The sequence below is a fragment of the Cellulosimicrobium composti genome (genome assembly GCF_009711085.1).
In the GTDB taxonomy this organism is placed as follows: Bacteria; Actinomycetota; Actinomycetes; order Actinomycetales; family Cellulomonadaceae; genus Cellulosimicrobium; species Cellulosimicrobium composti.
On sequence record NZ_WMKA01000019.1, the window covers coordinates 51964 to 72233 of the forward strand.

At 75.2% G+C, this 20270-nt stretch carries 17 protein-coding genes; 12 read left to right on the plus strand and 5 right to left on the minus strand.

The annotated features are described in order from the left end of the window. Positions 1 to 38: 38 nt before the first annotated feature. Positions 39 to 1454: a glutamyl-tRNA reductase gene (locus GJV82_RS10035; protein ID WP_162290141.1), complete on the plus strand. Its 1416-nt coding sequence runs from the start codon at positions 39 to 41 to the stop codon at positions 1452 to 1454. Positions 1455 to 1486: 32 nt separating this feature from the next. Further along, positions 1487 to 2422 carry a Ppx/GppA phosphatase family protein gene (locus GJV82_RS10040; RefSeq protein WP_024839885.1) on the plus strand — a complete coding sequence of 312 codons (936 nt, stop codon included), beginning with the start codon at positions 1487 to 1489 and terminating at the stop codon, positions 2420 to 2422. 59 nt (positions 2423 to 2481) lie between these two features. Here the strand turns inward: GJV82_RS10040 and GJV82_RS10045 are convergent, their stop codons facing one another. After that, positions 2482 to 3822, minus strand: a complete 1341-nt coding sequence (locus GJV82_RS10045) for a CoA transferase (protein ID WP_155099121.1) — start codon at positions 3820 to 3822, stop codon at positions 2482 to 2484. A 133-nt stretch (positions 3823 to 3955) separates the two neighbouring features. Here GJV82_RS10045 and GJV82_RS10050 point away from each other — a divergent pair, with 133 nt between their 5' ends. Continuing rightward, positions 3956 to 5221, plus strand: a complete 1266-nt coding sequence (locus GJV82_RS10050) for an SH3 domain-containing protein (RefSeq protein ID WP_155099122.1) — start codon at positions 3956 to 3958, stop codon at positions 5219 to 5221. Between the two features lie 2131 nt (positions 5222 to 7352). Here the strand turns inward: GJV82_RS10050 and GJV82_RS10060 are convergent. Further along, entirely contained in the window at positions 7353 to 7901 is a 549-nt protein-coding gene (locus GJV82_RS10060) for an NUDIX hydrolase (protein WP_231492809.1), read from the minus strand. Between the two features lie 205 nt (positions 7902 to 8106). Next, complete coding sequence (locus GJV82_RS10065; RefSeq protein WP_155099124.1) at positions 8107 to 9747, minus strand: family 10 glycosylhydrolase; 1641 nt, start codon at positions 9745 to 9747, stop codon at positions 8107 to 8109. Between the two features lie 231 nt (positions 9748 to 9978). Between GJV82_RS10065 and GJV82_RS10070 the strand changes: the two genes are divergently transcribed. After that, positions 9979 to 10389: a PadR family transcriptional regulator gene (locus GJV82_RS10070; protein ID WP_155099125.1), complete on the plus strand. Its 411-nt coding sequence runs from the start codon at positions 9979 to 9981 to the stop codon at positions 10387 to 10389. Then, positions 10386 to 11615 (plus strand): hypothetical protein, encoded by a 1230-nt coding sequence (locus GJV82_RS10075; RefSeq protein WP_155099126.1) that lies wholly within the window; start codon positions 10386 to 10388, stop codon positions 11613 to 11615. Before GJV82_RS10070 ends, GJV82_RS10075 begins: the two co-directional genes overlap by 4 nt. 102 nt (positions 11616 to 11717) lie before the next feature. Here the strand turns inward: GJV82_RS10075 and purB are convergent, their stop codons facing one another. Next, the gene (gene purB / locus GJV82_RS10080) at positions 11718 to 13205 is read right to left on the minus strand and encodes an adenylosuccinate lyase (RefSeq protein WP_376739828.1); all 1488 of its coding nucleotides are present in this window, start codon (positions 13203 to 13205) and stop codon (positions 11718 to 11720) included. A 162-nt stretch (positions 13206 to 13367) separates the two neighbouring features. Here purB and GJV82_RS19450 point away from each other — a divergent pair, with 162 nt between their 5' ends. Both GJV82_RS19450 and GJV82_RS10085 read left to right on the plus strand, forming a co-directional pair. Then, complete coding sequence (locus tag GJV82_RS19450; RefSeq protein ID WP_024839876.1) at positions 13368 to 13679, plus strand: hypothetical protein; 312 nt, start codon at positions 13368 to 13370, stop codon at positions 13677 to 13679. Next, a complete protein-coding gene (locus GJV82_RS10085; protein WP_155099127.1) occupies positions 13676 to 15361 on the plus strand; it encodes a PGAP1-like alpha/beta domain-containing protein in 1686 nt (561 codons plus the stop codon). Before GJV82_RS19450 ends, GJV82_RS10085 begins: the two co-directional genes overlap by 4 nt. Positions 15362 to 15396: 35 nt before the next feature. On the opposite strand, the gene GJV82_RS10090 is transcribed toward GJV82_RS10085, so the two are convergent. Beyond that, positions 15397 to 15786: a phage holin family protein gene (locus GJV82_RS10090; RefSeq protein ID WP_024839874.1), complete on the minus strand. Its 390-nt coding sequence runs from the start codon at positions 15784 to 15786 to the stop codon at positions 15397 to 15399. A gap of 193 nt (positions 15787 to 15979) precedes the next feature. On the opposite strand from GJV82_RS10090, the gene hisC reads away from it, so the two are divergent. The 5 genes from hisC to GJV82_RS10115 form a co-directional block, all read left to right on the plus strand. Beyond that, positions 15980 to 17059, plus strand: coding sequence for a histidinol-phosphate transaminase (gene hisC, locus GJV82_RS10095; protein ID WP_115941712.1), 1080 nt, complete (start codon positions 15980 to 15982; stop codon positions 17057 to 17059). Positions 17060 to 17129: 70 nt separating this feature from the next. Next, the gene (locus tag GJV82_RS10100; RefSeq protein WP_024839872.1) at positions 17130 to 17396 is read left to right on the plus strand and encodes a DUF805 domain-containing protein; all 267 of its coding nucleotides are present in this window, start codon (positions 17130 to 17132) and stop codon (positions 17394 to 17396) included. A 221-nt stretch (positions 17397 to 17617) separates the two neighbouring features. Beyond that, on the plus strand, positions 17618 to 18814 hold the full coding sequence (gene pdhA, locus GJV82_RS10105; protein ID WP_404812957.1) for a pyruvate dehydrogenase (acetyl-transferring) E1 component subunit alpha: 1197 nt from the start codon (positions 17618 to 17620) through the stop codon (positions 18812 to 18814). Further along, entirely contained in the window at positions 18811 to 19803 is a 993-nt protein-coding gene (locus GJV82_RS10110) for an alpha-ketoacid dehydrogenase subunit beta (RefSeq protein WP_155099128.1), read from the plus strand. Before pdhA ends, GJV82_RS10110 begins: the two co-directional genes overlap by 4 nt. 53 nt (positions 19804 to 19856) lie before the next feature. Beyond that, positions 19857 to 20270, plus strand: a 414-nt coding sequence (locus GJV82_RS10115) for a biotin/lipoyl-containing protein (protein WP_318657491.1), incomplete at its 3' end; no start/stop codon positions are given.

Sequence of the window (20270 nt, forward strand, 5' to 3'; positions counted from 1 at the left end):
TGCCTCTCTCCCCGGTGAATGATTAAATCGGAGGCACTGTGGCTCTTCTCTCCCTCACGGCCAGCCACCACGAGCTCGACCTCGACGCCCTGGAGCGACTCTCCGCCGGGGCCCACTCGATCGGCGGCTCCGCGGTCGCGGCGTGCGACGTGATCACCGGTGCCGTCGTCCTGGCGACGTGCAACCGGTTCGAGCTGTACCTCGACGTGGACGCCCCCCTCGACGGGACGGGCGTGCAGCACGCGACCGAGCACGTCGCGCGCATGGTCGCCGACGCGTCGGGCGTCGCGGTCGACGAGGCGCTCGCGTCGTTCCGCACGCGCGCCGGCACCGAGGTCGCCGAGCACCTGTTCGCGGTGGCGTCGGGGCTCGACTCGATGGTCGTGGGGGAGCGCGAGATCGCCGGCCAGGTCAAGCGGGCGCTCGAGACGGCGCACGCCGACGGCGTGACGTCCTCGACGCTCGAGCTCCTCTTCCAGACGGCGTCGCGCACCTCCAAGAAGGTCAGCACGCAGACGACGCTCGGCGGCGCGGGCCGCTCCGTCGTCGCGCTCGGCCTCGACCTCGCCGCCGCCGAGCTGCCGCCGTGGCACCAGGTGCGCGCGGTGCTCATCGGCACCGGCTCCTACGCGGGCGCGAGCCTCGCCGCGCTGCGGGCGCTCGGGTGCGACGACGTGCGCGTGTACTCGCAGTCCGGGCGCGCCGAGGAGTTCGCCGCCGCCCGCGGCGTCGAGGCCGTGACGGACCTCGTCGCCGCGCTCGAGGACGCCGACCTCGTGGTGTCGTGCAGCGGCGCGCGCGGGCGGGCGCTCGCGGCGGACGCCGCACGTCCGGGCGCCGAGCGGCGCGAGCAGGCGATCGAGCACGTGCTCGACGCCGCCGCCGTGGTCCGGGCGCGCGAACGCGCCGCGGTCCGGGCCGGGGACGAGCCCGAGGCCCGCCCGACGGTCGTGCTCGACCTCGCGCTGCACCGCGACGTCGACCCGCGCGTCGCCGACGTCGAGGGCGTCCTGCTCTACGACCTCGCGACGCTCGCCGCGCACTCGCCGTCGATCGCGTCCGACCTCGTCGCCCAGGCGCGGGCCATCGTCGACGACGCGACGCGCGCGTTCGAGGAGACCCGGCTCGGCCGCGCCGCGGACACCGCGGTCGTCGCGCTGCTCGCGGACGCGGAGCGGCGCATCGCGCTCGAGGTCGCGGACGTCGTCGCGCTGCGCGAGGCCGACGGCGAGACCGTCGAGCCGGACGAGGCCGAGGAGATCGCGCGCGACGTGCGCCGCCGCGTCCACGCCGACCTGCACCGCGCGATCGTCGCCGCGCGCGCCGAGGCCGTCGAGGCCGCGCGCGCCGAGGAGCGCGCCGTCGTCGCGGACGCCCAGGCGCTCGCCGACGCCGCAGCCGGCACCACGCCCCCGGCGCACCCCGGACCGGTCCCGGAGCCCGCCGCGCGCTGAGCGGCGGGTGGTGGCGCCACTAGGCTCGGCGCGTGAGCCCCACCACGCGACTCGGCGTCCTCGACATCGGCTCGAACACCGTGCACCTCGCCGTCGTCGACGCCGCGTACGCGGCGCGACCCGTGCAGGCGGCCGGCGCGCGGACGGTCGTCCGCATCATGCGGTACCTCCAGCCCGACGGCTCGCTGTCCGCCGAGGGCGTGGCCGCGATGCTCGCCGCCGTCGACGACGCGATGGCGCTCGCGCGCGAGTCCGCGGTCGACGAGATGCTCCCCATGGCGACGTCGGCGCTGCGCGACGCGACCAACGGGCCCGAGGTGCTCGCCGCGATCGGCGAGCGTGTGGGGCAGCCGGTGCGCGTGCTGTCGGGCGAGGACGAGTCGCGCCTGACGTTCCTCGCGGCACGCCGGTGGCACGGCTGGGCCGCCGGACGCCTCCTCGTCCTCGACATCGGCGGCGGGTCGCTCGAGATCGCGTCGGGCGTCGACGAGGAGCCCGACCTCGCGGTCTCGCTCCCGCTCGGCGCGGGGCGCACGACCATGGCCTACCTGCGCGACGACCCGCCCGCCCCCGAGCACGTCGACGCGCTGCGCGAGCACGTGCGCGCGACCCTCGCGCCCACGGTCGAGGCCTTCGCCGCGCTCCCGGCGCCTGACCACGTCGTCGCGACGTCGAAGACGTTCCGCTCGCTCGCGCGCCTCGCGGGCATGCAGGTGGAGTCCGTCGGCCCGGACGACCGGTGGCGCATGCGGCGGTCGCAGCTCGCGGACTGGGTGCCGCGGCTCGCGCGCATCAGCGCCGAGGGGCGCACCGCGCTGCCCGGCATCACGCCCGAGCGCACGTTCCAGATCGTCGCAGGCGGCGTCGTCGCCGTCGAGACCATGCGCGCGCTCGGCGTCGACGAGGTCGAGATCTGCCCGTGGGCGCTGCGGGAGGGCGCGATCCTGCGTCGCCTCGACCACTTCTGACCCGCCGCGCCGCCGCGCCCGGCCCGCGAGCCGGTGCGCCCGGCCCGGCGGGAGGCGCGTCAGGCGGGCCAGGCCGGGTCGTCCTGGCCCCACCGGCGCGCGGGCGCGGGGTAGTCGTCGACCACCTCGCCGGCGAGGCGGTCGGGCGCCGGCCGGGTCGTCGTCAGGGTGACCCCCCGGCCGTCGAGCAGCGCCCGGTGCGCGACGACGCAGCGCGGCCCGGGCGTGCGCGGCTCCCCGTGCGCCGGGTCGCGTCGGGGCGCGACGAGCAGCGCGTGCGCGGTGCGGGCGAGGGCGCCGTCCACGTCGCGCCCGCGGCCGTCGGCCGCGCGCCCGGCGAGCGCGTCGACGACCGCCGCGGCGACGAGGTACCCCGTCGCGTGGTCGAGCGCCTGGGCGGGCAGCGCGCCGGGTGTCGCGTTCGCGGGCGGGCTCGTCGCCCCGTCCCGCGAGCCCTCGACGAGCGCGATCCCGCTCGCCGCCTGGACGATCGAGTCGAAGCCGCGACGCCCGGCCCACGGGCCGTCGTCGCCCCAGGCCGTGACGCGCGCGCGGACCGCGCCGGGCGGGAGGCCCAGCCCGAACGCCTCGACCGCCCCGGGCCGGTAGCCCGTGACCAGGACGTCCGCCGCGTCGAGCAGCTCCTGCGCGCGGGTGCGGCCGTCGCGGGTCGCGAGGTCGAGCAGCGCGGACCGCTTGCCCTGGCCCGTGTCGAGGTGCTGCACCTCGATCTCGGGGAGCCTCGGCGGGTCGAGGCGCAGCACGTCGGCGCCGAGCAGCGCGAGCGTGCGGGTCGCGACCGGACCCGCGATGACGCGCGTGAGGTCGAGCACCCGGACCCCCGCGAGCGGGCGCGGTCCGCGGTCGAGCGGTCGAGCGGCGCCGTCGTCGTCGCGCACCGCCGTGCGCACCGGAGTGCCCGACGCCGCCGCCCGGCCGGGTGCCGACGCGCGCCACTCGTCCTCGGTGCGCACGCGCACGGCGATCGCGCCCGTCGCCGCGGCGGCGTCCTCGACGTCCTGCGCCGACCGCTCCGCGAGCGCCGCGGTCACGTCGTCGCGCGTCGGGTTCGCGGCGGTGCCGTGGGGGAGGACGAGGAGCGCGAGCAGCCGCGCGCGGTGGTGCGGGTAGTTGGCGTGCGTGCGGACCCAGCCGTCCGCGGCGCGGAAGAACCCCGAGAGCGGCGCGAAGCCGTCCACAGGCTCCCCGTCGACGCGCAGGAGGCGGTCGCTCGCGAACGCCGCCGCGACGCGCTCCGGGTCGGGCGGCGGGGCGGGGGCGGTCCGGCCCGCGCGCGCCGCCGCGTCCTGCACCGCGGCCACCGACGCGACCGCGAGGTCCAGGACGGGCAGGGTCGCGGCGAGCAGCCCGGGCGTGCCGGGACCCGACGTCGTCGTCATGGCCCGACGGTACCCCTGGCCGCGGCCACGATTCACCCGCGCTCGCTGCGCGCCGGTGTGAACGCTCACGTACCGTGCTGACGGCGTGTCAACCCGACACGCCGGACGAACGGGTGCTTTTCAGGGGGACGAGATGGTGCGGAGAACGAGGCGCTGGACGGGCGTCGGCCTGGTCATGGCGACGGCGCTGGCCACGGGGGTCGGGACGGCCCTCGTGGCCCCGAGCGCGAGCGCGGCCGCGACCACCGTGGTCTCGCCCCTCGCGGCGCGCGCGTACTCGGTCTCGTCGTCCTACGGCCCGCGCTGCATGCCGATCCCCAACGCCTCGACCTGGCACCTCGGCCAGGACCTCGGCGCGACCTCCGGCACGCGGATCAACGCGATCGCCGACGGGACGGTGCTCAAGGCCGGCAGCGTCACCGGGTTCGGCCAGTGGGTCGTGCTGCGCCACACCGTCGGCGGCGAGACCGTGTCGAGCGTCTACGGGCACGTGCTCGACGGCGACAAGTACGTCAAGGTCGGCCAGAAGGTGAAGGCGGGCCAGCGCATCGCCGACGTGGGCTCGACCGGCACGTCGACGTCCCCCCACCTGCACCTCGAGGTCTGGCGCGGCACCTACGGGTCCGGGGCCGCGCACGTCGACCCGCTCGCCTACCTCAAGAACAAGGGCGTCGACCTCGGCCGGAACGCGACCCGCGTCGCGGCCCGCTCGACCCCCGCGTCGTGCACCTACTACGCGACGACGGCCGTGAACCTGCGCAAGAGCGCGTCCACGAGCGCCGCGGTGCTCGCCCTCGTCCCGCGCGGCGCCGCCGTCGTCGGCAAGCCCGGCGACGGCTCGGGGAGCTGGCGCAAGGTCACCTACGGCAAGACCACGGGGTGGGTGTCGGCCGCGTACGTCGGGCCGACGAAGCCCGCGCCGGTCGCCACCCCGGCCGCCGCCAAGCCCGCCGCGACGACGACCCGGTACGTCACCGCGAACCCGCTCAACCTCCGGGCGTCGGCGACGACGTCCTCCGCGGTCCTCGCCCGGCTCGCCAAGGGCACGAAGCTCTCCGTGCTGTCCACCTCGGGCGGCTGGCTCAAGGTCACCGCGAACGGGAGGACGGGGTGGGTGTCGGCGCAGTACACGTCGACCAGCGCTCCGGCCGCCGCGGCGGCCAAGCCGGCGCCCAAGCCGACGCCGGCGCCGCCCAAGGCCGCCGTCTCGTACGTGACGGCCTCCGTGCTCAACCTGCGCAAGAGCGCGTCCACGTCGTCCGCCGTGGTGGCCAAGCTGCCCCGCGGGACGGCGGTCACGCACGCGGGCACGGCCTCGAAGGGGTGGCTCAAGGTGACCGTGGGCGGCCGGACGGGCTACGTCTCGACCACCTACCTGTCGGCCACGAAGCCGCGCTGAGCCCGCGTGGCCCGGGCGGCCCGGCCGGCGGGCCGGGGCGTGCGGGCGTCCCGCGGGTGCGCGGTCAGTCGCCGACGCTCACGGTCCCCGGGAAGCGCGCCGACGACCCGTCGGTGATCGACCCGTCGCCCGCGGCGTTGATCTCCGCGATCATCATGACGAGGTCGAGGTCGGAGCTCGCCGCGCGGGCGAGGCCCGTCGCGAGCTGGTACGGGTCCGTGACGGGGTTCATGTCGTAGTCCGTGACGATCGCCCGCGTCCTGAGGTTCAGGGCGTCGTTCTCGACCGCGGTGCGCACGCTCTCCGAGAGCCGGCTCATCTGCGACTCCGTGAGCGTGAGCGTCACCTGCTGGCCCGGCGCCACCTCGCCCGACGGCGAGAACCCGGAGAACTCCGGGGTGTTGAAGTACTGCGACGACGTGTCGTCCGCCGTGACGTCGAACGCGTACGTGCGCGCCGAGAGGTCCTCCGTCCCGGACGCGTCGAACGCCTGCGTGAGCCGGAAGTCCCCGCGCTCGCCGTACGTCGCGGTGAGGAGCTGCTCGGTGCTGCCGTCCGGGTAGGTCGTGGCGACGAGCGACCCGGTGTTCTGCCCGATCTCCCACTTTGCGCCCCCGACGGGCGTGTCAAAGCCGACCGTCGACGTCGAGTCGTACTCCAGGCGCTCGATCGTCGTGGTGCCCGAGACGCCGGTCGACGGCTCCGACGGGAGCTCGCCCGTGACGAGGTACGCGTCGTAGGCGGCCTGGCCCTCGGGCGTCGAGAGGTCGAGCTCGGCCGTCCGCAGCGACGCGCCGTCGAGCGACGTCGTGTTGCCGAGCATGACCTTCACGACGTCGAGGTCGAGCCCGAGGCCCGCGTGGTTCGCGACGGCCTCCGTCGGGCCCGCGGTGACGCGGACCGTGTCCTCGCCCGTGCGCTCGACGAGGCTCGTCACGCCGCTCGCGTCCTTGACCGACGACTCGACGGCGATGTGCCGGAACGCCGCGTCGAGGTCCGTCTTCGTGTAGCTGCCGCCGTCCATCGTCACGGACGACCCGACCGGCATGCTGCGGGGGTCGAACGGGTTGATGGACCCGGGGTCGGTGACGTTCGCGTCGTCGGGCACCCGCACGGTGTACGCCGACGTCAGGCCGGTCGTGTACCCGCCGCTGATGCCCGTGCCGCCCTTCGAGACGCCGCCCTCGACGCCGATCGAGACGTCCGCCTTCGACGTGTAGGTGGTGAACCCGTCCGCGGTCTTCTCGCCCTCGGTGTACGCGGCGCCCCCGGTGACCCCGAACGAGACCTTCGCCCCGTTCGACGCGGTGAACCAGTCCTTGAGCGAGCCGGTGCCCGAGACGGTCGTCGAGCCGGCCTCGGGGTCGTGCGAGACGCCGACGCCGACCTTCGCGTCCGTGCCCTCCGTGGCGGGTCGCCCGAGGCTCGAGTCGTCGGTGCCGGCGGTGCGGTCGCCCTTGACGGTGACCGTGGGGCCGCCCGGGGTGCCGCCGCCGTCGTCCGCGCCGGTGCCGCCCGAGCCGCTGCCGCCGGGACCGCTGCCTCCGGCGCCGGGGCTCCCGGACCCGCCCGGCCCGGTGCCGCCGGACCCCGTGCCGCCGGACCCGGGGCCGCCCGCCGCGCCCGGCCCGCCGCCCGGGCCCCCGGTGCCGTCGGTGCTCGCGGACTCCTGCTGGTCGGCGTTGCGCCGCACGGCGTCCGCGGCGTCGCGCAGGGCCGCGGCCGCNGGCCCGCCGCCCGGGCCCCCGGTGCCGTCGGTGCTCGCGGACTCCTGCTGGTCGGCGTTGCGCCGCACGGCGTCCGCGGCGTCGCGCAGGGCCGCGGCCGCGGCGGTGAGGGCGGGACCCAGCTCGGCGGTCCACCGGCCGCGGAGCTCGTCGCCGTCCGGGCCCGCCCAGCGCGCACCGCTGACCGTCGTGTCGAGGGCGCGCCGTGTCGACTCGAGAGCGCCGGTCGCGGTCGTGAGGCTCTGCGCGAGCCGGCGCAGCTCGCCGATGTCGGCGCCGTAGAACCCCATGGTCGTCCCTCTGTCGCTGCGGTCCGTGCCTCCGGAGCGTACGTGGGGGAGACGCGCCGCGTCGCGGGAGGCGGATGGGGCGAGGTCCCCATCCCTCCCCACGTCCCCGTGGCGTCAGCCGGCGAGAACCCCGGCGAGGCGGTCCAGGACGATGCGGCCGGCGGGCGGGACGCGGTGCGCGTCCGCGGGCGTGAGCCACGCGAGCTCCGCGATCTCCGCGCTCGGCGCGGGCTCGGGCGAGCCCGGCTCCGGCTCGGCGTACATGCAGTGCATGCGCACGACGCGCCCGCCCAGCCCGTGGCCCGGAGCCTCGGCCACGAAGCCCGGACGGACGGACGCCGGGTCGAGGCGCACGCCCAGCTCCTCGTGGATCTCGCGCACGAGGGCGTCGGCGTCGGACTCGCCGGGCTCGACCTTGCCGCCCGGCATGAAGAAGCGGTCCTTGCCCGTGGTGCGGACGGCGAGGAGGCGTCCGTCGCGGACGTTGACCCACCCGACCGTCCGCAGCGGCGGCAGCGTGGCGTCGTCCGGTGCGAGGTCGCCGGGCGCGGGATCGCCGGGCGTGGGGTCTCTCGTCGCGGCGGCGCGGGCCGCGGCGACGCCGCCGGCGTCCGGCCGGGGTGCGGTGGTGGTGCTCGGGTCGGGGAGGGGGCGTGCGGTCACGCCCCCACTGTGCCATCCGTGCGACGCCGACCCCGTACGTCTCCGGCCCCGGTGACGTCGTCCCGTGCGACGGCGACGAGCCGCCGGGGACCCGCGACGGCGCGTGGCGCACCCAGCGAGCCACGCGCCGTCGGGCCTGCCCCTCGCGCGGCCCCAGTTCCGGCGAAGGGCGATCGTGCCGGGCCGAGGCCCGGCACGACGATCGTCACACCGACCAGCGGACCTTGCTCGGTGCGGACTCGTTCCAGACCCGGTCGAGCGCGGTCACGGCGTACGTGTAGCGGCGCCCCCGCACCGCCGTCGGGTCGAGGAAGTCCTGGACCACCCGACCCTCCGCGCGCTGCGTCGCGACGAGGTTCGCGGGGTTCTCGGTGTCCACGTGCTTCACCCACCCGTCAGCACGGTAGATCGCGAACGACGTCGCCGCGAACCGACGGCCGCCCGCGTCGGTCCAGTGGACCCGGATGCCGTCGTCGCGCCACCCGGCCCACGCGAGGACGGGCGTGCGGACGGGCGTGCTCGGCAGGTGCGGCATCGCGGGCACGATGGCCGGGTAGCGGTAGTGGTCGTCGCGCACCCGGGTCATCGCGCCCTGCGGGTCGGCGGGCACGTGGTTGGCGGAGAAGTACACGTTGCCGTGCACCGGGTGCTCCTGCTCCTGGCAGAACGTCAGGTGGTTCGAGAGCTCCGCCGGGTCGGTGAAGACGCCCGACGTCACCTTGTACAGCGCCTCGCCGACGTACAGGTGCGTGCCCGACTGGGCGGCCACGTCGGCCCACCACGGCACGAGCTTGGCGTAGTCGGCGACGGCGAGGCCGAACTGCCAGTAGATCTGCGGGTTGATGTAGTCGAGCCAGCCCTCGAGCACCCACTTGCGGGTGTCCGCGAACTGCATGTCGTACGACTGCGAGCCGCCCGTCTGCGAGCCGCGCGGGTCCGTCGACGCGTTGCGCCAGATGCCGAACGGGCTGATGCCGAACTTGACCCACGGCTTGGTCTGCTTGATGCGCTGCGAGATCGTCCGCACGAACGTGTCGACGTTGTGCCGGCGCCAGTCCTCGATCCGGTCGAAGCCCGCCCCGTGCGTCGTGAACGTCTCCGCGTCCGGGATCGTCTCGCCCGCGACCGCGTACGGGTAGAAGTAGTCGTCGAAGTGCACGCCGTCGATGTCGTAGTGCTCGACGCTGTGCAGGATCGCGGTCGTGATGTGCTCCTGGGCCTCGGGCAGGCCCGGGTCGAAGTACAGCTTGCCGCCGTACGCCCACACCCACTCCGGGTGCTGCCGCGCCGGGTGCTCGGGCACGAGCTGGGTCGGGTCCGCCTGCATCGACACGCGGTACGGGTTGTACCAGGCGTGGATCTCGAGGTTGCGCTGGTGGCACTGCTCGACGACGAACCCGAGCGGGTCGTAGCCCGGGTCCTTGCCCTGGACGCCCGTGAGGTACTGCGACCACGGCTCGTACGGGCTCGGCCAGAACGCGTCCGCCGTCGGGCGCACCTGGACGAACACGGCGTTGAGACGGAAGTCGCGCGCGACGTCGAGCCAGTGCAGCAGCTCGGCCTTCTGCTGCTCGGCCGAGAGCCCGGACGCCGACGGCCAGTCGATGTTGACGACGCTCGAGATCCACATCGCGCGCAGCTCGCGCTTGCGGGGCGTCGGGGCCGTGCCGCCCGCGGCGAGCGTCGTGCCGCCGGGCGCGGTGAGGGCCGCCGCGGGCGTGAGCGAGCCGACCGTGACGGTGAGCGTGCTCGCCGCGACGCCGGCCGTCGCGAGGGTGAGGAACTGCCGTCGTCCGACCCCGGCCGGCGCCGGGGCGGGGGACGTGGGGGAGCCGTCGAGCGTCATTGCTGATCCTCCGGGTCGTCGAGGTGTCTGGCAGATAGTTTCACAGAACAGCGGATCTGTGAAGGTTTCCGCCAAGCCCGTCCTCACCCTTCCCGCCGAACACGAGGTTGCTGCCGGAATAGAGCCGATAGCGCCAGCAACCCCGTGCTCGACAGCGCGCAGGTCCGTGGTCGACGCGCCGGGGCCGGCGGGTCTCCCGGATACCATCGTGACGAGAGTATGGTCGACGGCATGGCATCCAAACCGCTCCAGGAACCCGCGTTCCTCGTGCTGTCCGCCCTCGCCGCAGGGCCGCTGCACGGGTACGGCATCGCGCAGGACGTCGAGTCGAGCTCCGCGGGACGCGTGACGCTGCGCGCCGGGACGCTCTACGGCGCGATCGACCGGCTCGTCGCCGCCGGGCTCGTCGAGGTCGACCACGAGGAGGTCGTCGACTCCCGTCTGCGCCGCTACTACCGGCTCACCTCCGAGGGCGGTGAGCGCCTCGCCACCGAGGCCGAGCGCGCCGAGGCCCAGGCCCGTCGCGCGCTCGAGCGTCTCGCCGCCCGACGCCGCACGGTCGGGTCGGCAGGGTCGGGCGCGACCGCGCGCCCGACCCGGGAGAGGGCCGACGGCCTCTCCGGAGGGGCGGTCCTGGCATGAGCGGGCACGACGGTGCCACCGTCACGCCGGACGACGGCACGCCGGCGGCGTCCGCCACCACGGCTGGGCGTCACAGCCCGACGGCGGTCCCCGCCACCACGGCGGAACACCACGGCCCGACGGCGGCGCTCGCCGGGACGGTGCCTGTGCCGCCGGTCCTCGTGCGGGACTACCAGCGGCTGCTGCGCCTGTTCCCGTACACCTACCGGCGCGCGCACGAGGCGGAGATGCTCGGCCATCTGCTCGACGGCGCGCGGCCCGGACAGTCCCGTCCGACCCGTGCCGAGCGGTGGGACCTCGTGCGTGCCGCCGCCCGGGAGTGGCTGCTCGCGCCCTTGGGGGCGACCGAGCGGCAGAGGTCGTCGGCGAGTGTCGTGGTCGTGGTCGCCCTGACGGCGCTGCTTGCCGGTCCCGCGACGCAGGCCGTCGTGCAGGCGGTGCTCGCGGGAGCTGCCGATCCGCGCGACCTGTCGCTCGGCGGCGCCTGGTCGGCGTGGGTGCCCGTCGTCCTCGCGGTCGTCGCTGTCCCGCTCGCGCCGGCGTGGGTGCTGTGGTGGGGCGCCGTCGTGTCCCTGTTCGCCGGCCTGCGGCGCACGGCTCTGGTGCTGTCGGGTCTCGCGGCGGCGGCGGGCGTCGTGGCCGCAGGCGCCCTGGTCTCGGCCGAGCGCGCGTCCGTCGCGTTCCAGGCGACGGGTTGGGCCGTGGCTCTCGCGGCCTACGTCCTGGCGGTGCTCAGCATCACCCGGCGCACCTCACGCGCCGTGGGGGCTCGTGCCGCGACGGCGACGGTCTGGCTGACCGCGGCCGTGCTCGCGGCCTCGGTGCCGCGGAGCGTCGCCGACACCGCGGAGGAGGGCGTCTGGGTGTCGGCCCCGGGCTACCCCCTGACCCTGGCGGCGACCGTCGCGGCGGTCGTGGGCGCCGTCGCGGCGCTGGTGGCGGTGCGGCCGGTGCGCCAGGCCGCTCCCGTGCTCGGGGGCGTCCTGGTCGCCCTGGTCGTCGCGCACTCGGACCTCCTGTGGTCCGGCGCGCTCGACACGACGGCCGTGGACCTGGGCAACGTGCTCGGCGTGGTCGGGCTGTCCCTGGCCGCGACGCTCGTCGCGCGGTGGGTCGTCAACCGTCTCGACGAGCTCGCCGAGTCCCGCGCAGCGCACCGTGCACTCATCGGCGCTGCGGGCGCGGGCAGGGGCGCGTCGCGCCCGGGCGAGTGGGCCGCCGTCTGACACCCGCGCCGTCGAGCACGACCCTGCGCGCGGACGAGAACGGGGTTGCTGTCGTTATCCGCCGGATAACGACAGCAACCCCGTGCTCGGCGCGGGGCCGGGTCAGTCCAGGTAGTCCGCCACGAGGCGCGACGCGAGGCCGGTGTAGGCGGCCGGGGTGAGGTCGGCGAGGCGCTGCGCGACGTCGTCGGGCAGGCCGAGGCCCGCGACGAACTCGCGCAGGCGCGCGGCGTCGACGCGCTGGCCGCGCGTGAGGTCCTTGAGGCGCTCGTACGGGTTCTCCATGCCGGGCACGCCCGCGACGGACGCCGCACGCATGGCCGACTGGATGGGCTCGCCGAGCACCTCCCAGTTCTCGTCGAGGTCCGCCGCCATGAGGTCGGCGTTCGCGGCGAGGGCCTTCAGGCCGCGGCGCACGTTGTCGATCGCGAGGAGCGAGTGGCCGAACGCGGGGCCGATGTTGCGCTGCGTCGTGGAGTCGGTGAGGTCGCGCTGGAGGCGCGACGTCACGAGCGTCGAGGCGAGCGTGTCGAGCAGCGCGGACGAGATCTCGAGGTTCGCCTCGGCGTTCTCGAACCGGATCGGGTTGACCTTGTGCGGCATGGTCGACGACCCGGTCGCGCCCGGCACGGGGATCTGCGTGAAGAACCCGAGCGAGATGTAGGTCCACACGTCGGTCGCGAGGTTGTGGAGGATCCGGTTGAACCGCGCGACGTCGCTGTAGAGCTCGGCCTGCCAGTCGTGCGACTCGATCTGGGTCGTCAGCGGGTTCCACGTGAGGCCGAGGCCCTCGACGAAGTGCTTCGAGACCGCGGGCCAGTCCACGCCCGGGACCGCGACGGTGTGCGCGCCGTACGTGCCCGTCGCGCCGTTGAGCTTGCCCAGGTACTCCGCAGAGCCGACGCGGCGGAGCTGGCGGCGCAGCCGGTGCGCGAGCACGGCGAGCTCCTTGCCGAGCGTCGTCGGGGTGGCGGGCTGGCCGTGCGTGCGCGAGAGCATCGGCACGTCGGCGTGCTCGCGCGCCATGCCGGCGAGCTGGTCGGCGAGCGCCGTCGCGGCGGGCAGCCACACCTGCTCGACGGCGCCGCGCACCATGAGCGCGTACGAGAGGTTGTTCACGTCCTCGCTCGTGCACGCGAAGTGCACGAGCTCGCCGACGCCGGGCAGCACGGTGTCCGAGCCGAGGGCGTCGGGCGCGGCGGCGAGGCGGCGCTTGACGAAGTACTCGACCGCCTTGACGTCGTGCACCGTCTCGCGCTCGATCGCGCCGAGCTCGGCGATCTCGTCGGCGCCGAACGTCGCGGGGATGCGGCGGAGGTAGGCGACCTCCGCGTCGGAGAGGTGGGGCGCGCCGGGCACGACGGGACCGTCGGTGACGCCCGGGACGCCGTTGCACAGCGTGATCAGCCACTCGACCTCGACGTGGATGCGCTCGCGGTTGAGCGCGGCCTCGCTCAGGTGGTCGACGAGCGGCGCGACCGCCGCGCGGTAGCGGCCGTCGAGCGGGCCGAGCGCGATGGGCGGGGTCACCTCGGCGAGGGACACGCGGGCAGGGGTGTCTGCGGCAGGGTTCTCGGGCACGCCCCTGATTCTCCCACGCGTGCCCGACGGCGGCCCGCCCCTCCCGCAGTCCGGGCACCCGAGGCGTGGCGCCGGGCCGGGCCGTCCCCAGGACGGTCCGTGTACGAGGCCGTCCACACCTGCGCACGAACCCGGCAGGAGAGCGCGGCGTCCTTCCGTACGGTCCCCGTCATGACCGCCCCGCCCTCCGCGCCACCACCGTGCGTCGCGGCCCCGTTCGAGATCACCGCCGCGCGCACCGCCGTGCTCACCGCGTCCGACGACACCGTGCGGGCCGGCGCCGCGCTCGTCACCCCGGACCTGCCGTGGGCGGGCCATGCCCGGCAGGCGTACGACGACGCGACCGCCACGTGCCGCAGCGGGCTCCTGCGGCTCGGCATGCTCCTCGACAGCTGCCTCCTGCGCCTCGACGCGCTCACGGTCGCCGCCGAGGCGGAGGTCGCTCGGGTCCGTGCCGAGGCCGCCGCGGCGGTCGCGTCGTGAGCGACCCTCGCCCGGCGCCGACCGTCGTGGTGCGCGGCGGCACGGAGCCCACCGCGATCGAGACGGCGGCAGTCGTCGCGCAGGCCGTCGCGCTCACCGTGCGGGCCGACCTCGTCGGAGCGAGCCTCGCGGCGCTGCGCCGTGCGCGCGAGTCCGTGTCCGCCGCTGCGGCGAGCCCGACGACCTGGGGCGGACGCCTCGGCGCGCCGTCGACGACGCTCGCGGCCGCCGGCGGGTGGAGCACCGACGCGGTGCGCGTCTGGCCCGCCGAGGTCCGCGCCGCCCGCGCGGCCGCGCTCGAGGCGTTCGACCTCGCGATCGGCGTCGCGCAGGAGCAGGAGCGGGAGCTCCGTCGTCTCGGGTCGCGGCTGCACCAGGCCGTGCGCGTCTACGACGACGCCGACGCGACGGCGAAGGCCCTGTGGCAGGACGCGGGTCTGCTCGCGCTCGGCGGCTTCAGCCCGATCGGGGCCGCGGCGGCCGGGGTCAACGCCGTCCTGGCCGCGGGAGTCCTCGGGTTCGTGGACTCGCTCCTGCGGGGGCGACCGTCCTGGGGGCGGCTCGTCACCACGGGGGCGTCGCTGCACCCTGCCACCGTCCGCGCGCTGAGCCGGGCGGTCGGCCTGCTCGACGTCGACCGGCCCTGGTACCGCATGCCGACCGTCGGCAACGGGGCCTCGGTGCTGCGGGGGATGCTGCAACCGCTGCGGGCCCGGTTCCTGCCCGATCCCGAGGTCCGGCTGCTCGGCCCGTCCCCCGACCTGCCGACGCCCACGGACGTGCGGTCCGCGCTCGGCGCCGTGGACGCGCTGGAGAAGGACTCGACGCTCAGCATCCAGCGGATCGTCAAGGACGACGGCACGCTCACGTGGGTCGTCGCGATCCCCGGCACGCAGCTTCTCAACCCCGGGTCGGTCTACAACATGACGTCGAACTACCAGCTCATGGACGACGACCCGGCGGTGCGGGCGGACGCGGACAGCGCCCGCGCCGTGATGGAGGCGATGCGGCAGGCCGGGATCGGGCCGGACGACGACGTCGTGCTCGTGGGGCACAGCCAGGGCGGCATCATCGCGGCGACGGTCGCGGCGGCGACGGTGGGGACGTACCAGGTGCGGCACGTCGTGACGGCCGGGTCGCCCGTCGCGGGGCACCTCCTTCCGCCGGGCATCACAGCCACGCACGTGGAGGCCCGTGAGGAGGGAGTCTCCGGCGTCGACGGCGCCGAGAACCGCGCGACGCCGGACCAGGTCACGGTCACGGGGACCTTCACGGCCCCGGGCGGCGGCCCACCGCTCGAGATCCCGCACGGCGTGCACTTCCACCAGGAGGTGCTGGACGCCGCGACGGAGGTGGGCGACCGGGGGCTCGAGGAGCACCTCGCGGACGTCGAGCTGCTGCTCGACGGGGACGCCGACGAGCCGCTCCTCTACGAGTCGCGCCTCGTCCCCGACCCCGACACCACGTTCTGCATCGGGGACGTGGCGGTCCCGAGGCCGCTCGCGCCCCCGTGGGCCCCGGCCGTGCCGTTCCCCGGCGCGCCCGGGTTCCCGGTCCCCAGCGTGACGACGCCCGGGTCACCGCCCGCGGTGCCCGGGTTCCCGACGACGGGGGGCTTGGGGGCCGGCGACCTCACCGCGCCGGGCCCGGACGGCGAGGAGGGCGACGGTGACGTGCGGTGACGACGCCCGCTCCCGTGAACCGGGCCCCGCCGGTGTCAGCGCTTCTTCGCCTTCGGCACGACGGCCGAGATCGCGAAGTTGAGCACGGCGATGACGAGCGCGGCGAGCAGGGCCCACCAGAACCCGCCGACGATGCGGATGCCCCAGTCCGTCTGCTCCGTGATCCACGCGGTGAGCATGAGCATGAGCGCGTTGACGACGAGCGAGAACAGGCCGAGCGTGAGGATGTAGAGCGGGATGGACAGGACCTGCACGATCGGTTTGATGACCGCGTTCACGAGCGAGTAGAGCAGCGCCACGACGAGGATGATGACGACCTTCCCGCCGGCGGTGTCGGACCCGACGATCTGGAAGTGCTCGTCGATGAGCAGGCTCGTGAGCCAGATCGCGAGGCCGGTGACGAGGACGCGGACGACGAAGCTCATGCCGCCATCCTGTCATCACCCGCCGACGATCACCGTGGGACATCCCGGTCCGACGACCGTGCCGCGGCGGACGGTCCGGTCTCCGACCTGGTCGGCGGCGGGAAGGGCGCGGCGGCTGTCGCACACGGGTGGTTGGTCCGACGCGTCCGCCCGCAGCGCCCACGGCCGCCGGATGCTGGCATGATCGAGGACCGTGGCCCACGAACCCCGCGTCCCCCTGCGTCCCGCCGTCTCCGCCCTCCCGGCCTACGTCCCGGGGGCGCGCGTCGCGCCCGGCGCGGCGGCGTTCAAGCTCTCCTCGAACGAGAACCCGTACCCGCCGCTGCCGTCGGTGCTCGCGGCGATCGCGGACGCCGCGGCGGACGTGAACCGCTACCCGGACATGTACGCGACCGAGCTCACCGAGGCGCTCGCGGACCACCTGGGCGTGGGCGCGGACGAGGTCGTGGTGGGCAACGGCTCGGTCGCGGTGCTCGCGCACGTGCTCCAGACGGTCGTGCAGCCGGGCGACGAGGTCGTGTACCCGTGGCGGTCGTTCGAGGCGTACCCGATCGCGGTCGCCGTCGCGGGGGCGACGTCCGTGCAGGTGCCGCTGCTCACCGGCGCGGACCAGGGGCGGCTCGACCTGCCGGGCATGGCGGCGGCGGTTACCGACCGCACGCGCGTCGTCATGGTGTGCTCGCCCAACAACCCGACGGGGCCCGTGGTCCACCGCGACGAGCTCGAGACGTTCCTCGACGCCGTGCCGTCCGACGTGCTCGTCGTGCTCGACGAGGCGTACCTCGAGTTCGTCCGCGACCCCGAGGCGCCCGACGGCCTCGCCGTGTACGCGCAGCGCCCGAACGTCGTGCTGCTGCGCACGTTCTCCAAGGCGTACGGCCTGGCGGGCCTGCGCGTGGGGTACGCCGTCGCGCGCCCGCGCCTCGCGGCAGGGATCCGCGCCGTCTCGACGCCGTTCGGCGTCTCCCACGTCGCGCAGCGCGCCGCGCTCGCGTCGCTCGCGGCGCGCGAGGAGCTCCTGCAGCGCGTCGAGCACCTCGTGGCGGACCGCGCGCGCCTCGTCGAGGGCCTGCGGGACCAGGGCTGGTCGCTGCCCGAGTCGCAGGCGAACTTCGTGTGGTTCGACCTGGGGGAGCGCACGCTGCAGCGCGCCGAGGAGGCCCGCGCGGCCGGGGCGATCGTGCGACCGTTCGCGGGCGAGGGGCTGCGCGTGAGCGTGGGCGAGCCGGAGGCGACGGACCTGTTCCTCCGTGTGAGCGCCACCTGGCTCTGAGCCCTCCCTCCGGGCGGGCGCCCGAGCGGTCCTGTTGCCGGACGCCGTCGGCGCGAGAACACTCGCGAGCATGGACACCATCGACTCGAACCAGCTCGCGGAGGACTACGGCTGGCTCTTCGGCGGGGTCGCGGTCGTCGCCTACGTGGCGGTCGCGGTGATCTTCCTCGTCGCCTACGTCCGGATCATCCAGAAGGCCGGCTACTCCGGCTGGTGGGTCCTCGTGGGGCTCGTGCCGATCCTCAACGTCGTCATGTTCCTCGTGTTCGCGTTCTCCCGGTGGCCCGTGCTCCGGGAGCGCGACGCGCTGCGCGCGGGAGGCGTGTACCCGCGGTAGGGCCCACCCCCGGCCGGGCGGGGGAGCCCCGGTGGGGATTGGAGGTTCCCTACAGGCCCCTGCCGCAGACGTTGGGCGACACGTCGGCAGCGCAACCTACGGGGACGTAGCCTACGCTTGCGTAGGCTACGGAGACGTAGGTTCCGACGGCGCCCTGCGAGGTGCCTCCTGCCCCCGAGCGGGCCGGCCGCCCCGGCCGGGCCGTACTGAAGGAGAGTCGCGTGACCGAGAACGACGCGAGGACCAGCGGCGCGAGCACGCCCCCCGACCTTCCCGACGTCGCGGGCGGTCCCGACGACGCCCCCCTCGTCCAGCTCGTGACCCCGGCCGGTGCCCGCGTCACGACCCCCGAGGCCGACGCCTACCGCGAGCGCGTGGCCCACCTCGACGCCGACGCGCTGCGCGGGCTCTACCGCGACATGGTGCTCACGCGCCGCTTCGACGACGAGGCGACGTCGCTCCAGCGTCAGGGCGAGCTCGGCCTCTACGCGCAGGCGAAGGGTCAGGAGGCGGCACAGATCGGCTCCGGCCGGGCGCTCGCCCCCCAGGACTACGTCTTCCCGTCCTACCGGGAGCACGGCGTCTCGCACGTGCGGGGCGTCGACCCGACGGCGCGCCTGCGCCTGTTCCGCGGCGTGGACCACGGCGGGTGGGACCCGAAGGAGCACAACCTCCACCTGTACACGCTCGTCATCGGGTCGCACACGCTGCACGCGACCGGGTACGCGATGGGCGTCCAGCGCGACGGGCTCGTCGGCTCGGGCGACCCGGAGCGGGACACGGCGGTCGTCACGTACTTCGGCGACGGCGCGACGTCGCAGGGCGACGTCAACGAGGCGCTCGTGTTCGCGGCGGTCAACAACGCGCCGGTCGTCTTCTTCTGCCAGAACAACCAGTGGGCGATCTCGGAGCCGACGACCAAGCAGTCGCGCGTGCCGCTCTACCGGCGCGGCAGCGGGTTCGGCGTCCCGAGCGTGCGCGTCGACGGCAACGACGTCCTCGCGTGCTACGCCGTGACGGCGGAGGCGCTGGAGCGCGCGCGCAGCGGCGGCGGTCCCACGTTCGTCGAGGCGTTCACCTACCGCATGGGCGCGCACACGACGTCGGACGACCCGACGAAGTACCGGTCGCGCGCGCAGGAGGAGTACTGGCGCCGCCGCGACCCGATCGAGCGGCTCGAGAACCTGCTGCGCGCCGAGGGCGCGTGGGACGACGCGATCGCGGCGGACGTCGAGGCCGAGGCCGACGCGCTGGGCGAGCGCCTGCGCGACGAGGTCCGAGCGCTCGGCGCGCCCGACCCCTCGACGATGTTCGACCACGTCTACGCGACCCCGAACGCCGTGGTCGAGCGCGAGAGGGCGTGGTTCGCCGACTACCAGCAGTCCTTCGAGGAGCCGGTCGCGGAGGTGGCCCGATGAGCGAGAGCAAGAACCTGACCCTCGCCCGCGCGATCAACGAGGGCCTGCGCCGGTCGCTCGAGACCGACCCCAAGGTGCTGCTCATGGGCGAGGACATCGGCGCCCTGGGCGGCGTGTTCCGCGTGACCGACGGGCTGCAGAAGGACTTCGGCGAGGACCGCGTGGTGGACACGCCGCTCGCGGAGTCGGGCATCCTCGGCACGGCGATCGGCCTCGCGCTGCGCGGCTACCGCCCGGTGTGCGAGATCCAGTTCGACGGGTTCATCTTCCCGGCGTACGACCAGATCACGACGCAGCTCGCGAAGATGGGCTACCGCTCGGGCGGGGCGCTCCAGGTGCCCGTCGTGATCCGCGTGCCGTACGGCGGCGGGATCGGCGCCGTCGAGCACCACAGCGAGAGCCCCGAGGCGCTCTTCGCGCACACGGCCGGCCTGCGCGTCGTGTCGCCGTCCACGCCGCAGGACGCGTACACGATGATCCAGGAGGCGATCGCCTCCCCGGACCCGGTGCTCTTCTTCGAGCCCAAGGGCCGCTACTGGGAGAAGGGCCCGGTCGACGTCGCGGGCCGCGGCGAGGGCGCGACCGTGCTCGACCGCGCGCGCGTCGTCCGCCCCGGCACCGACCTCACGCTCGTCGCGTACGGGCCGACGGTCGTGACCGCGCTCCGCGCCGCCGCCGCGGCCGAGCAGGAGGGCCGCAGCGTCGAGGTCGTGGACCTGCGCAGCATCTCCCCGCTCGACACCGCGACCGTCGTGGAGTCCGTCCGCCGGACGGGGCGCTGCGTCGTCGTGCACGAGGCCCCCACCTACCTGGGCTCGGGCGCCGAGGTCGCCGCACGCGTGACGGAGGAGTGCTTCTACTCGCTCGAGACGCCCGTGCTGCGCGTCGGCGGCTTCCACACGCCGTACCCCGTCGCGAAGATCGAGCACGACTACCTGCCGAGCCTCGACCGCGTGCTCGACGCCGTCGACCGCGCGTTCGCGTTCTGACGCGGCGCACCCACGCCGAGCGGGACGACCGGGACCACCAGGAGGACCACGCAGTGCCCACCTTCGAGAAGTTCAACCTCCCCGACGCGGGCGAGGGCCTCACCGAGGCCGAGATCGTGCAGTGGCACGTCGCCGTGGGCGACGCCGTGACGGTCAACCAGACGATCGTCGAGATCGAGACCGCGAAGTCGCTCGTCGAGCTGCCGTCGCCGTACACGGGCGTGGTCAGCGAGATCCTCGCGCCCGAGGGCACGACGGTCGAGGTCGGCGTGCCGATCATCGTCGTGGACACCGACCCAGCGGGCGATGCGCCCGCCGCCCCGTCCGCCCCGGCGGCGACCGTGCCCGACGGCGCGGACGCCCCGGCCGCACCGGGCGCGGAGGCCGCGGCGCCCGCCGCGTCGGGCTCGGGCTCCGTGCTCGTCGGGTACGGCACGGTCGAGCCGGGGACCGCGCGCCGTCGCCGC